The sequence below is a fragment of the Advenella sp. genome, assembly GCF_052108595.1.
Taxonomy (GTDB): Bacteria; Pseudomonadota; Gammaproteobacteria; order Burkholderiales; family Burkholderiaceae_B; genus Advenella.
Genome location: NZ_JBQEAU010000124.1, coordinates 1 through 12,997 on the forward strand (window position 1 = coordinate 1; position 12,997 = coordinate 12,997).

A 12,997-nucleotide genomic window follows, 5' to 3' on the forward strand; every position below is an offset into this window, starting at 1 on the left:
GTGATTGCTTATGCTTTATCTATACGCTGCCCGAAGCACTGCACCAGGCGCGAATGTATGCGGATCAATTACACTTGTCTTTTACGAAGCAGATATTTTTGTGTGCCTTCCAGTATGACAATTTCATTCTGATTGATAATGGTCGATTGCATCACCAGCACACCGGTTGTACGCCCGGGAATCAGTTCAGAGACCACCAAAGAGCAATAGAGCGTATCGCCTACAAAAACCGGATTAAGAAATTTGCTGCTTTGTTCGATAAAGGCTTTCAGGGACTCTTCCACACAGTGTGGAAATAGACCGGCACCGGCCGCTGTCTGAATGAGCACCTGGAACCCATGCGCCAGCATATGCGGCATGCCGTGAGCCCGACAGTACTCCACGTCATAGTGCACCGGATGATTATCGCCGCTGGCCAGTTGGAAGGCCGCAAACAACGCATCGGTCATGGTCCTTGAAGGTATATTGAACCTTTCTCCGATTTCAAAATCTTCGAAGTATTTTTGTGCACACAGTGAATGCGAAATCATATTTTTTCCAGTATTTACGTTGCCGTGTCCGGCTCAATTGGTTGTCATGTCTGAAGCTTTGACGACGCCGCTCCATTTTTTCTGTTCGGCAGTAATGAAATTGTTCAGGGCTTGTGGATCGGGCTTACTTTCAAGCAACAAGCCCATCTGATCAGCTTTTTGCATTAAGCCCTCGTCGTTCAGTGCCGCTTGCAGACTGGAACGCAAGGCTTCAATCACGTCCTTATCTGTTTTGACAGGCACCTGCATTGCGTTCCATGTATACGCTTCGTAGCCTGGCAATGCTTCGGCAATGGCCGGAATATCCGGCGTCTGGGGTAGTCGCTCACTCATGCTCGTGCCGATCAGACGGACTGTTTTTGCCCGCGCCTGTGCCAGCGCCGTTGGGGCGCTATCGACCATGAACTGAACATGACCACCGATCAAGTCTGCCATCGCGGGTGCGCTACCCTTATAAGGTATATGCCTGGCATTAAATTTCCCCACATAGTTCAGCAGTGCACCGCCCAGGTGAGGTGCACTGGCGATACCGGCGGAACTGTAATCGGTCTTATTCGAATTCTGTTTCAAGTATTCAAGAAACTCAGCCAGGTTTTTAACCGGAAGATCATTGTTTACGACAAGCGCCAGCGGAGCGCGTGCCGCCAGTCCGACAGGCGCAAAATCATCGTCCGAATAGGACAGCTTGCTGTGGAGCGTGGGATTGACCGCATGCGCAACCGTGGACATCAACACGGTATAACCATCGGGAGCCGCCTTGGAGACAAACTCAGTGCCGACAATGGTGCCCGCGCCTGCCTTATTTTCAACAATCATCGTTGTGCCCAGTTTTTTTCCCCAAACATCAGCCAGTGCCCGTGCAAATGTATCGGTCGGACCACCGGCTGCATAAGGCACCACCAGCCGGACTGGTTTTTCAGGATAGGCAGCGTGGGCAGCGATAGATACAAGGCCCAGCGAAAGGGCTGCAATAGTTCGTTTGGTAAGTGATTTCATTTGTCGCCTCTGTTCATTTATAGTCGTTCAACTATATCTATCCCTCCTGAAGCGCGTCCATTTGAAATTGTTTCCATAGTGTTAGAGAAAATCTAATAAACTATCGTTTTATTCCAGACAGCCCAGTCCAACCATGCGATATGAACTTACCGATATTCGTGTTTTTATGGCCATTTCCGATGCAAAGAACCTTAGCATCGGGGCGATGAATATGCATATGACCGCTCCATCGGCCAGTTACCGATTAAAAAACCTCGAAAATGCATTGGGTGTATCGCTATTTGAACGGACAGCCAGGGGCATGGTCCTGACCTCAGCCGGGGAATCGGTATATCGCTACGGCGAGGCCATGCTTTCAAGCGCAGATCAATTGCGGACCGAGATGACCCGCTATAACGCCGGCGTTACCGGACATATCAAGGTTTTTGCCAATAGCAGCACCTTGAGTCCGTTACCGGTACCGCTCAGTCGTTTTCTGGCCAGCCACCCGACCATCAATATTGAACTGGAAGAGCACCTAAGCGAAGAAAGCGTCAGGGCGGTGCACGATGGCCTTGCCGACATCGGATTGGTTGCCAGCGTTGTCCATTTGCGAGGATTGGAGGCCATCGAATATGGTCATGACGAGCTCGTTTTTGTAACGCCTCGCGGCCATCCGCTCACCACCGCTGATCGCGTCACGGTGGATATGGCTTTGGAGCATGAACTGGTATCGGTAGGCAAACGCAGCAGCAACTTTCTTTACTTGCAGCAAATTTCCCATAAGCTCAACAGAAATATGAATGTGCGCGTACACCTGCCTGATTTCGAGGCTGCGTTGCACTGCGTGCAGGAAGGCGTGGGCATTTCCCTGGTGCCACTGTCGGTTGCCAGGCGATCTGCCAAAAGAAAACTGGTCGACATTGTGCATTTGAGCGAGCCCTGGGCCAAGCGCAATCAACTAATCGTCATGCGATCGCTTTCCGCGCTGCCCAAATATACGCAGGAATTTATTCAGACTCTTGCTGATGGGTGAGCCTGGCTATGCCGGTTGATGTGTCTTGATCTTGGGGCGTGCGCCCGTCTGCTTTACTCACTCATCAGAATATCAAGCATGCGTCGGGGATTTGCCAGAAAATTTCGTGTGATATTGAAGTGGTCCGTATCTTCGTACGCGATCGTGCTGATGCCGGATTTATCAAACTGGTAGATATCTGCATCAGGATAGGCCATCAGAATCGGCGAGTGTGTAGCGATCAGAAACTGCGAACCTCCCTGCACCAATTCATGCATGCGAGCCAGGGCCGCAAGTTGCCGCTGTGGCGAGAGCGCCGACTCGGGCTCATCAAAAATATACAAGCCCCTTTCAGAGAACCGATGCTACAACAGATTCATCCGTTCCCGGCATCGTCTTCGCTGGCTCGCAAGCGAAGACATGGAATCTGGATGATGGTCGTCTGGCTTTGGAACCCATCCCAACGCTAAGGTTATCCTCGTTCCTGATGATCCGTGACGCCGCTATTGCCGGCGGTGGTGGTGTCCTGCTTCCACAATCAATCGTCTGGAACCAGCTTGCCAGCGGCCAATTAGTTCAATGGGGCACCGTGTCCGGGCTAGAGGTTGCGTTGTGGGTATGGCACACCTCGCGGCGGCTTACCGCGCCGAATGTCCGGGCCTTTGTTCAATTCATGTGCTTACGATATCCGGACGTTTCTCTGGTGCTCAAGGAATAATGAATCCAAGCGCCGTTCCCGGACTGGATCGCGTCCGGTCGGCGTCTACAAGAACGTCTGCGCAATTTCCTCTGCTGTGCGATGTAGTTGCGACATCAGTTCCATCAGCTGATCAAAGCTCTTTTCCTCTTCAAATGCCTGCACGGCGACTGCAGCGCAGATCCGGTTCTTGCCCAGCGAAACCGGAACCGCGATTGCGTTCATGCCTTCCACATGCTCGTGGCGGCTGATACCGTAGCGTCGCTTTCTGGTTCGCGCAAGTTCAGCCTCCAGTTGATCGGGCTGCGTAATGCTTTGCGAGGTTCGTGCACGCAACGGTAAAGTGTGTAGCAGTCGGTCGCGACGCTGCTTGGGCAACAAGCTCAATAACAATTTTCCGCTGGCCGAGCAATGCATCGGTACGTGCGAGCCGGGTTTAAGGCCCAGCTTGATGGCCGCAGGATGTTGTGCCCGATCCAGATAAATAATTTCGTGACCACTGATCGCCGTCAGATTGCAATTTAACTGCACCCGCTCGACCAGCTCGCTCAGTAAAGCATGCCGGGCAACGGCCAGGCTGCCCGAGCTCATGAGCACCTTCACCGAAAAGTTGCGTATCCGCGCCGAGCATTCATATTTTTTACTGTCCGACACCTGCACGATCAGCCAGGCTGCCTCCAGCAGCTTGACGATACGATGCACCGTCTGTTTTGGCAGATTGATCTGCTCGACGATTTCGCTCAATTGCATGGGTCGGCCAGCCACGGCCAGAATTTCCAGCACACGAAACGACCTGATGGCGGCCGCGTTTTCCGTTGCGCTCATATCCTTGCTTCCTCCTCTGTTACGGGCTCTGGGGCCTCTTCTTTTTCCTCTCCACTATAGATTCTTTGTCCCGAAAATCAACAAAAAGCATTTCTTGTGCTCTGCGACAAATGCGAAATGTCGATTATCGGGACTTTTGACCGTTGAGCATACCCTATATTTTCAGAAATATTACAAATTCGATTTCATTAGCCCAGGGAGCAACAATGGATACCATCAACAGAAGCAGTCCGGAATATGTCACGCAAACGGTCTTACAACTGGTGCAGCGGGCCCGTACTGCCCAATGCCTGTTTTCCACATTCGACCAGCCACGCATTGACGAGGCCGTGCTGGCAGTGGGCTGGGCGATCATGGAGCCCGAACGGAACCGCCAGCTGGCAGAGCAAGCGGTTGCCGACACCGGCCTGGGCAATGTGCCCGACAAAATTCGCAAGAATCATCGCAAAACATTGGGCCTGCTGCGCGATCTGGATGGTGTCAAATCTACAGGAATCATTCGCCACGACGCCGATAGCGGCATTACGGAAATTGCCCGTGCCGCCGGCGTTGTCGCAGCCATCACGCCCTCGACCAACCCCGGCGCGACGCCGGCCAACAAAATCATGAATGCCATCAAATGCGGCAACGCCATTATCGTGGCCCCGTCGCCCAAAGGGGCCGGCACCAGCAAGCTGCTACTGCAGTTCATTCACGCCGAATTTGACCGCATCGGTGCACCCCGAGACCTTGTGCAAATGCTGCCTGAGCCCATCAGCAAGGCCGCAACTGCCGCCCTGATGCAGCACGCCGATCTGGTTGTCGCAACCGGATCGCAGGCCAATGTACGGATGGCCCATACCAGCGGCACACCGGCTTTCGGCGTTGGCGCAGGCAATGTCACTGTGATCGTGGATGAATCGGCCGACCTGCAGTCCGCAGCCAGTCTGATTCGCCAGTCCAAGACCTTTGACAACGCCACAAGCTGCTCTTCTGAAAACAGCGTCATTATCGACGCATCGGTTTATGACGCCATGCTGGCTGCACTGGCCGCTGAAGGCGGCGTCATGCTCGATGACCATGACAAGCAACGCCTGCAGGATCTCATGTGGCATGACGGCAAGTTAAGCGCTGTCTTCTCCGGCAAGGATGCCGCGCAGATTATGCAAGTGGCGCAAATCGGTGACACGCAAACGGCTGCCGCCCCTCGCTTTCTGATGGTCGAAGAAGCCGGCTTCGGGCGTGAACATCCGTTTTCCGGCGAGAAACTGGCGCCAGTGCTCACCGTCTATAAAGCCTCTGACTTTGCTCATGCAAAGCGCATTGCCAGCAGCATTTACGGCTATATGGGCGCAGGTCACTCCGTCGGACTGCATACGACCCGAACCGAACGCGCAAAGGACCTGGGCATGATACTGCCGGCATCCCGGGTGATCGTCAATCAGGCGCATTGCTTTGCCACTGGCGGCAATTTTGACAACGGCCTGCCGTTTTCCCTGTCCATGGGTTGCGGCACTTGGGGCGGCAACAGTTTTTCCGACAACATGAATTATCGCCACTATATGAATATCACACGCGTGGTTCAGACAATCGCCGCCAGAGAGCCTCAGGCTGACACGATCTTTGCCGACTACCTGGAGAAATTTCATCATGCCTGAAACCACAACAACCATTACCGGTCTGCTTGATCGAAATGCAGCAACATGGGAGTCCGATCCGTATCTGGTCGACGCCATCAACGGGCAGGCTATGGCCTATGGCGATATTACAAGTGAATGCAAAGGCTTCGCCAGGCAGCTGACAGCGCTGGGCATTGGCCGTGGCGACACGGTTTCGGTGTTCATGCCCAATGGTGTAAACACGGCCAAAATCATCGTTGCCACCATGTACGGTGGTTTTGTCGTCAATCCGATTAACCTGCTCTGTCAGGAAAAACAACTGGCCTATATTATCGGCCACGCCGATACCAGAATCGTCTTTACCACAACAGAGCTGGAACCGGTGGTCCGCGCCGCATTGAAAGCCAGTGGCGCGCAGGCGATGGTCGTGGCCACGGCACCAGACGCGGCAGCGCTACCCACATTAACGCTCGCGCCGTTGCCGTCGAGCACAGGCGAGCCCGTTAGCGCCAGCCTGCCAGCCCTGCTCATGTACACATCGGGCACTACCGGTGTTCCCAAGGGCGTCGTACTTACCCATGCAAATCTGCTGGCCAGTGCCCGCGCCATTGCCAACGAACACCAACTGGAAAAATCGGATCGCTGCCTTTGCGTGCTGCCGCTGTATCACATTAATGCACTTGTGGTAAATATATTGACGCCGCTGCTGTGCGGCGCCGCTGTCATTATTGATTGCAAGTTTTCAGCCACGCATTTCTGGCCCCGAGTCCAGAAATTTGAGTGCACCTGGATCAATGCAGTGCCCACCATCATCAGCTATTTGATCAATGACGAAAACTTCTGCGCCATCGATCGCAGCCAAATCCGTTTTTGCCGCTCCGCATCGGCAGCACTGGCGCCCTTCCATCACAAATCATTCGAAGAAAAATTTGGCATCGGCATTATCGAAACCATGGGAATGACAGAAACGGCGGCGCCCATATTCAGCAACCCCTATGATCCGGCACAACGCAAGATCGGCAGTATCGGTCGGCCCTCCGGCGTGCAGGCCAGGGTCATCGACAAGCAAGGCATGGATTTGCCACCGGGAGAGAAAGGCGAAGTCCTGGTCCGGGGCGACAACGTCATGCTCGGGTACTACAAGTCGCCCGAACAGACCCAAAAAGCGTTTACTGCAGACGGCTGGCTGCGCACCGGCGATCTGGGATACCGGGATAGCGATGGCTTTTATTTTATTACCGGACGCGTCAAGGAGCTCATTATCAAGGGAGGTGAGAACATCGCACCGCGCGAGATCGATGAAATTTTACTGGCTCATCCGGACGTATTGGATGCCGCTGTGGTTGGAATAGACGACAAGCATTATGGCCAGAATATCGCGGCTTATATCGTAAAACGCATGACGACCCGAAACGACGATGACCTTATCCAGGACATCAATCAGTTTTGTCTCAGGGAGCTGGGCAGCTACAAATCGCCTGCCGCGTTCCGTTTTGTCACGGAGTTGCCAAGAGGACCTTCAGGGAAGGTGCAACGCCTCAAATTGCTGGAGCTGTAGAAATTGTCGGAACAGAAAACATGATTCAATCATCAAGGATGACAACATGATCAGGAACATAAAAACCAGACATATGATACTGGGCCTGCTGTGCGCAATGTATTTCATTGCCTATGTAGACCGGGTCAATATCGCCGTCGCAGCACCCTTTATCGCCGAAGAATTCAATCTGTCGCCGACAGAGCTTGGCTTCATCTTTTCCGCCTTTGCCTATCCGTATCTGGTCATGCAGATATTGGGCGGGTGGCTGGCTGACCGATTCGGCCCGAAAAAGATCCTGCTTATCCTGTCCCTGATCTGGGGCCTGGCGACATTGCTGACCGGTTTTATCGGCGGCCTGATGGCGCTTGTGATTATGCGCGTACTGCTGGGCGTTGGCGAAGGAGGCGCCTTTCCCACAGCCACGCGCGCCATGACCTCATGGATGCCCAAATCCTCTCGCGGTTTTGCCCAGGGTATTACGCATAGCTTTTCGCGACTGGGCGGCGCCATTACCCCGCCCGTTGTCCTCGCCATTGTGTATTACGCCGGCTGGCGCGAGGCGTTTATTGTGCTGGGCGCGATCAGCCTGTTATGGACGCTGGCCTATCTGCTGCTATTTACCGATACCCCCCATCAACACAAAACCATTACCCCTGCAGAACTGGAGGAAATCGGCGAGCCGGCCCGCAAGAACATGGCTTTGGGTAAAACCCCATGGAAAGACATGATCAGCAAAATGTGGCTGGTGACTTTTGTGGATTTTTGCTACGGCTGGTCCCTGTGGGTGTTTCTGACCTGGCTGCCCTCTTACCTGAAGGATGACAGGGGATTCGATCTGAAAGCGATGGCGCTGTTTACGACACTGCCGCTACTGGCCGGTGTGATCGGCGATACCCTTGGCGGAGTGATTTCCGACAAGCTGTATATCCGCACCAAACGCCTGCGCTTTGCCCGCGTATCTGTACTCTCGCTGGGCCTGTTTCTGGCGTTCCTGTGCATTATGCCCATGATATTCATCCGTGATCCGCTTATTGCGATTGTCCTTATCTCCGCCTGCTTTTTCTTTCTTGAATTGACCAATCCGGTTCTGTGGAGCCTGCCCATGGATATTGCCGGCAAGTATGCGGGCACGGCGGGCGGGATGATGAATTCAGGATTCGGCCTGGCAGGAGCGATTTCACCCGTGGTCTTCGGGTTCCTGATTCAGACAACGGGAAACTATACCCTGCCGTTTCTGATCTCCGGCGGTTTGCTGTTGATAGGCGCCATTGCAGCCTTGATGATCGATCCGAACCGGACCGTGAATGACGCAGCAACCAAGCCGGTCGACTTTCAGTTCAAGGCCAGACCAGCCCCGGCCTTTGCACTTGGCGTATCGTCAAGCCATAAGCGCTGATCTGGTGTGCTTTGCTGCCCGATGCCATACCAGGCGCCGGGCAGGACACAACTATTCACCTCCATGACAACTGGCATTACAGTGGAAACGGGCCTCGCATCTATGAGAATATACGAGGCCCGCGCTTCATACCAGACGCATTACTTCAACAACAATTCCGGCAGCCATAGCGAAAAGGCGGGCACATAGGTCACCAGCGCCAGGGCAAGAATCAGCGCCCCGTAGAACGGCCAGATGGTGCGCATGACAGTGCCCACCGAGACCTGGCCAATCGCGCAGCCAACAAACTGCGTGGTGCCAACCGGAGGCGTGTTCAGGCCCAGGGCGCAATTGAGGAGCATCACAATCCCAAATTGCACCGGCCCCATGCCATACTGCATGCAGATCGGCAGAAAGATCGGCGTGCAGATCAGGATGGTGGCGGCCATATCCAGAAAGGTGCCCAGCACAAACAGCGACACATTGACCATCAGGAAGATCGCCCATGGGCTGGTGGAAATGGAGGCCATCAGTTCGCCGGTTTTCTCCGCCACGCCATAAAAGCCGATCAGGTAGCCGAACGTGGCTGAAATGCCGATCAATAGCAGCACCACACCGGTGGTCTTTACTGCCTTGGCGGCGGCGCGCACAAATTGCTGCATGGTCAGCGAGCGATATACAAGGCCGGTGAGCAGCAACGAGTAGAGCACCGCAATGGCCGCCGATTCCGTGGCCGTAAATACCCCGCTCAATATCCCCGCGATGATCAGCACAATCACAAACATGCCGGGTATGGCGGCCACCATGGATGTGAACACGATACGCCATCCGGGAAACGTGCCCGCCGGATAACCGCGTTTGCGCGCAACCAGGTAGGCGGCAAGCAGATTGCACAGCGTCAGGATCACCGCCGGCACGATACCGGCAGCAATCAGCGCAGCAATGGATACTTTACCGCCGGCCGCAAGCGTGTAGATGATGATGTTATGACTGGTGGGCATCAGCGCTCCCACCAGCGCAGCATGCGTGGTCACGTTGACCGCATAATCGGCGTGGTAGCCTTCGCGTTTCATCATGGGAATCATCACCGACCCCATGGCCGATACATCTGCCACGGGCGATCCCGACACACCGCCAAATAACGTGCATGCAATCACATTCGACATTCCCAGGCCGCCGCGCACATGTCCGACCATGGATTTGGCGAAGTTGACAATGCGATCGGCGATGCCGCCGTACAGCATCAATTCCCCGGTAAAAATGAAGAACGGAATGGCCAGGAAGGAAAAGGCGTTCATGCCGGATGTCATTTGCTGGAACGCAACGGCAATGGGAAGGTCTTCATAAGCGATCGTGGCAATGGATGCCAGGCCAATGGCAAAGGCAACCGGTACGCCAATCACCAGAAAGCCGACGAACGACATGGAAAGAAGCGTCAAAGCCATGCGGGCACCACCTTTTGATTGCGCAATATCGCGATGATATGCTCGATCGAAAACAAGACGATCAACACACCGGACAGCATCGCGGGCACATACTTCCAGGCTTCCGAAAGACCAAGATTGGGAATTTTCACCGCATGCACCGATTCTGCCAGCTCGCCGCAATACCATGCCATCAGCGCGCCAAACAGCAACACCAGCGCATGCACGAAAATGCACAACCGGCGCTTTTGCAAAGGCGGCAGCAGATCAGCCAGCGATTCGAAACCGATATGCCCGGCATCACGCACCCCCACGGCGGCGCCCATCATCGTCACAAACAGCACCAGCAGCAGCGACAGGCTTTCAGCCCAGGTAGGCGTATCGTTCAGGACATGACGCCCGAACACCTGAAATGCCACGGCAGCGATCAGGCAGACCAGACCGGCGACACTGGCCATCATGCACAAACGCGCCAGCAGTGCGCATCCGCGCGCATACAGATCCAGCGGAGAAGTCCGGCCGCAGCCGGGCCTCCCCGCATGAACATCGCCAACGGTTTTGGATTCAATCATTTGCGCAGTCATCACAGATCCTATTTCACAGCCTGGATGCGCGCAACCAGATCTTTCATTTGCGGTGTCGTAATAAAACGATCATAGACGGGCTTCATTACCGCCTGAAACGAGGCCTTGTCCGGCTCTACAATCTGCGCACCACCCTTTTGAACCACTGCGCGGGATTTTTCTTCACGCTCTGCCCACAGTTTGCGCATATAAGGAACCGACTCCTGAGCCGCCTGGCGAATGATTTGCTGATCCGCTGCCGGCAGCTTGTCCCACTGCCGTTTGGAGTACACCAGGATCTCCGGCGTCATCGTGTGCTCTGTCAGCGAAAAGTACTTGGCCACTTCAAAATGATGACCGCTATCGTAGCTGGGAAAATTGTTTTCGGCTGCGTCCACCAGGCCGGTCTTGAGTGCCGTATAGACTTCGCCCATCGGCATGGGTGTCGCGTTGGCGCCAAGCGCTTCGACCATGGCGACCGACAGGTCAGACTGCTGTACCCGGATCTTCATCCCCTTGACGTCCGCAACAGTTTTAACCGGCTTGTTGCGGGTATACATGGAGCGCGCTCCACTGTCATACCATGCCAGACCGACAAAACCGGCATCTTCGCAGGACTTGAGAATCTGGCTCCCGATATCGCTGTCCAGCACTTTGTGCTGGTGCTCTACTGAACGAAACAGAAATGGCAGCGACGGCACCCGTGTGGTTTCACAAATGTTATGCATGGCAGCACTGCTTACCCGAGCCATGGCCAGCGCGCCCAGCTTGACCTGTTCGATCGAGTCGTCTTCGCTGCCCAGCTTACTGCCTGAAAATACCTTGACCGTAATACGGCCATCGCTTTTTTTCTTGATAAGATCGCCCATATATTCCACCGCTTTCACGGTGGGATAGTCACTGGGATGGATGTCGGCCGAGCGCAGTTCAAGCGCCTGGGCGGTGCTCATGCCTGCAAACGCAAACATGGCGGCGGTCACGATCTGACCGAAACGGCTGGGGGTCAATTGCATTGTCTTGCTCCGGGTTGGGGCTGATATTGTTGTCGGATATGAACTGATTAATAAAACGGTAAAGCGTGGTTGCTGCAATGCTGCGCGCCGACCTGTACGGGCCGGTTTCCTAAACTCATCACAATCGCTTAATCACGATAGCTGGGCTCCTCTATACCGCGTGTTCCGGGCTGCAAAGCGAACACTGCGCCATCCAGGGCGTCGGGCGCCGCATCTGCCGGACGTATGCTTGTCACAAACAATGTGTCAAAACTGCGACCACCGAAGGCGCACATGGCAACCCGGGGGACTGGCACCTGCACACTGCGATCCAGGCGGCCGTCGGGCGTATACCGATAGACCCGTCCCGCTTCGTTGCCGCAAATCCAGTAACAACCATCCTGGTCTATTGCGCCGCCGTCGGGGCGCCCGGCAGGCAAGGCATCAATGAAAACGCGGCGATTGCCCGGCAGGCCGGTCTCTGGATCGTAGTCATACACCCACACAGTCTTGCGCGATGGATGGGAGTCCGACAGATACATGCGGTGGCCATCAGGGCTGAACCCCATGCCATTTGGCACAATCAACGGCTCCGCCAGCGGCATGGCTAGCTCGCCGGCCGCGTAACGGTATAGCCGGCCTACCGGCGCGCCCGCAGCCATGTCCATGAGCATGGTGCCGGCCCAGAAGCGACCCTGGCGATCACAACGACCATCGTTAAAACGCATGCCGGAACGCGCGTGCATCACAGTTGCCATAGGTTGCACGCCTGGTGCGGGATCGGCGACGGTCAAATCAGAAAGCGAAAAAATCCCTGTTTCCATGGCTGCCAGCCAGCCATCGGCCCGCATGGCGATACAGCCGGCCATCTGCGGCAAAGACCATTGGTCAATGGCGCCGCTATCTGGCTTATAGCGCCACAATTGCCTGGCCGGAATATCAGTCCAGTAAAGCGCCTGGTGCTGCGGATGCCATACCGGGCTTTCTCCAACCTGGCACAACATGTTGCCGACCCGTTCAACATGGGCGTGCGTCATACATGTACTCCTGTCCTGGACTGGCGGACATCACATTCATCATTAACGTATGCGAGCAGTTGCTGCGTCGGTGCGCTTGTACGAGAAGCACAGCTCATTTGATGCAGCATGAGCCACCTCCGAGAAAAAAGGGATATGACGTCCGATAAGATATACAAAACCACTGTACCGAATGTGATACCCGCCCAGCATCTTGCAAACCGCGAAAAGTCGCCAAAAAGTCGCTGTCGATTCCTCATACTTTTCCTTTTTTCATAAGAAAAGTGAAGACTCGCAGCACGCAGAAAGAAAACAGAACAATGGATTTCATGGCGGTGATTTATATTTTCATTGTATGACATCATACAAGTTTGTGAGTAGTATGGACTTCTATATTTTGGCTGTCAAGCACTCATTAATTCGGGATATCCCTGGTTTGCAGCAAGC

Annotated in this window: 12 protein-coding genes and 1 pseudogene; 5 read left to right on the forward strand and 8 right to left on the reverse strand. The window is 54.6% G+C overall.

Annotation, left to right across the window (positions count from 1 at the left end):
• Positions 1 to 68: 68 nt before the first annotated feature.
• Together ACTIKR_RS17785 and ACTIKR_RS17790 are read right to left on the reverse strand one after the other, a co-directional pair.
• Complete coding sequence (locus tag ACTIKR_RS17785) at positions 69 to 530, reverse strand: MaoC family dehydratase (protein WP_442328556.1); 462 nt, start codon at positions 528 to 530, stop codon at positions 69 to 71.
• Between the two features lie 33 nt (positions 531 to 563).
• Positions 564 to 1,526: a Bug family tripartite tricarboxylate transporter substrate binding protein gene (locus tag ACTIKR_RS17790; protein ID WP_442328557.1), complete on the reverse strand. Its 963-nt coding sequence runs from the start codon at positions 1,524 to 1,526 to the stop codon at positions 564 to 566.
• A gap of 133 nt (positions 1,527 to 1,659) precedes the next feature.
• Between ACTIKR_RS17790 and ACTIKR_RS17795 the strand changes: the two genes are divergently transcribed.
• Positions 1,660 to 2,541, forward strand: coding sequence for a LysR family transcriptional regulator (locus ACTIKR_RS17795; RefSeq protein WP_193089923.1), 882 nt, complete (start codon positions 1,660 to 1,662; stop codon positions 2,539 to 2,541).
• 53 nt (positions 2,542 to 2,594) lie between these two features.
• Here ACTIKR_RS17795 and ACTIKR_RS17800 read toward each other — a convergent pair.
• Positions 2,595 to 2,882: pseudogene (locus tag ACTIKR_RS17800) on the reverse strand (AAA family ATPase); the annotation flags it as partial.
• An 86-nt stretch (positions 2,883 to 2,968) separates the two neighbouring features.
• On the opposite strand from ACTIKR_RS17800, the gene ACTIKR_RS17805 reads away from it, so the two are divergent.
• The gene (locus ACTIKR_RS17805) at positions 2,969 to 3,238 is read left to right on the forward strand and encodes a LysR substrate-binding domain-containing protein (RefSeq protein ID WP_442328558.1); all 270 of its coding nucleotides are present in this window, start codon (positions 2,969 to 2,971) and stop codon (positions 3,236 to 3,238) included.
• A 45-nt stretch (positions 3,239 to 3,283) separates the two neighbouring features.
• On the opposite strand, the gene ACTIKR_RS17810 is transcribed toward ACTIKR_RS17805, so the two are convergent.
• Positions 3,284 to 4,042 (reverse strand): IclR family transcriptional regulator, encoded by a 759-nt coding sequence (locus tag ACTIKR_RS17810; RefSeq protein WP_193089921.1) that lies wholly within the window; start codon positions 4,040 to 4,042, stop codon positions 3,284 to 3,286.
• A 206-nt stretch (positions 4,043 to 4,248) separates the two neighbouring features.
• Here ACTIKR_RS17810 and sauS point away from each other — a divergent pair, with 206 nt between their 5' ends.
• From sauS to ACTIKR_RS17825, 3 genes are read left to right on the forward strand one after another with little or no spacing between them, the layout of a single operon-like run.
• Positions 4,249 to 5,679 (forward strand): acylating sulfoacetaldehyde dehydrogenase, encoded by a 1,431-nt coding sequence (gene sauS, locus ACTIKR_RS17815; RefSeq protein WP_442328559.1) that lies wholly within the window; start codon positions 4,249 to 4,251, stop codon positions 5,677 to 5,679.
• Complete coding sequence (locus ACTIKR_RS17820; RefSeq protein WP_193089919.1) at positions 5,672 to 7,198, forward strand: AMP-binding protein; 1,527 nt, start codon at positions 5,672 to 5,674, stop codon at positions 7,196 to 7,198. The genes sauS and ACTIKR_RS17820 overlap by 8 nt, the downstream gene beginning before the upstream one ends.
• A 46-nt stretch (positions 7,199 to 7,244) precedes the next feature.
• Positions 7,245 to 8,576 (forward strand): MFS transporter, encoded by a 1,332-nt coding sequence (locus ACTIKR_RS17825; protein WP_193089918.1) that lies wholly within the window; start codon positions 7,245 to 7,247, stop codon positions 8,574 to 8,576.
• 140 nt (positions 8,577 to 8,716) lie between these two features.
• Here ACTIKR_RS17825 and ACTIKR_RS17830 read toward each other — a convergent pair whose 3' ends face one another.
• The 4 genes from ACTIKR_RS17830 to ACTIKR_RS17845 form a co-directional block, all read right to left on the reverse strand.
• Entirely contained in the window at positions 8,717 to 10,000 is a 1,284-nt protein-coding gene (locus ACTIKR_RS17830; RefSeq protein WP_193089917.1) for a TRAP transporter large permease, read from the reverse strand.
• On the reverse strand, positions 9,991 to 10,551 hold the full coding sequence (locus tag ACTIKR_RS17835) for a TRAP transporter small permease (RefSeq protein WP_193089974.1): 561 nt from the start codon (positions 10,549 to 10,551) through the stop codon (positions 9,991 to 9,993). Before ACTIKR_RS17835 ends, ACTIKR_RS17830 begins: the two co-directional genes overlap by 10 nt.
• Before the next feature lie 20 nt (positions 10,552 to 10,571).
• Positions 10,572 to 11,555: a TRAP transporter substrate-binding protein gene (locus ACTIKR_RS17840; RefSeq protein ID WP_193089916.1), complete on the reverse strand. Its 984-nt coding sequence runs from the start codon at positions 11,553 to 11,555 to the stop codon at positions 10,572 to 10,574.
• 128 nt (positions 11,556 to 11,683) lie between these two features.
• Complete coding sequence (locus tag ACTIKR_RS17845; RefSeq protein ID WP_193089915.1) at positions 11,684 to 12,571, reverse strand: SMP-30/gluconolactonase/LRE family protein; 888 nt, start codon at positions 12,569 to 12,571, stop codon at positions 11,684 to 11,686.
• Positions 12,572 to 12,997 lie beyond the last annotated feature (426 nt).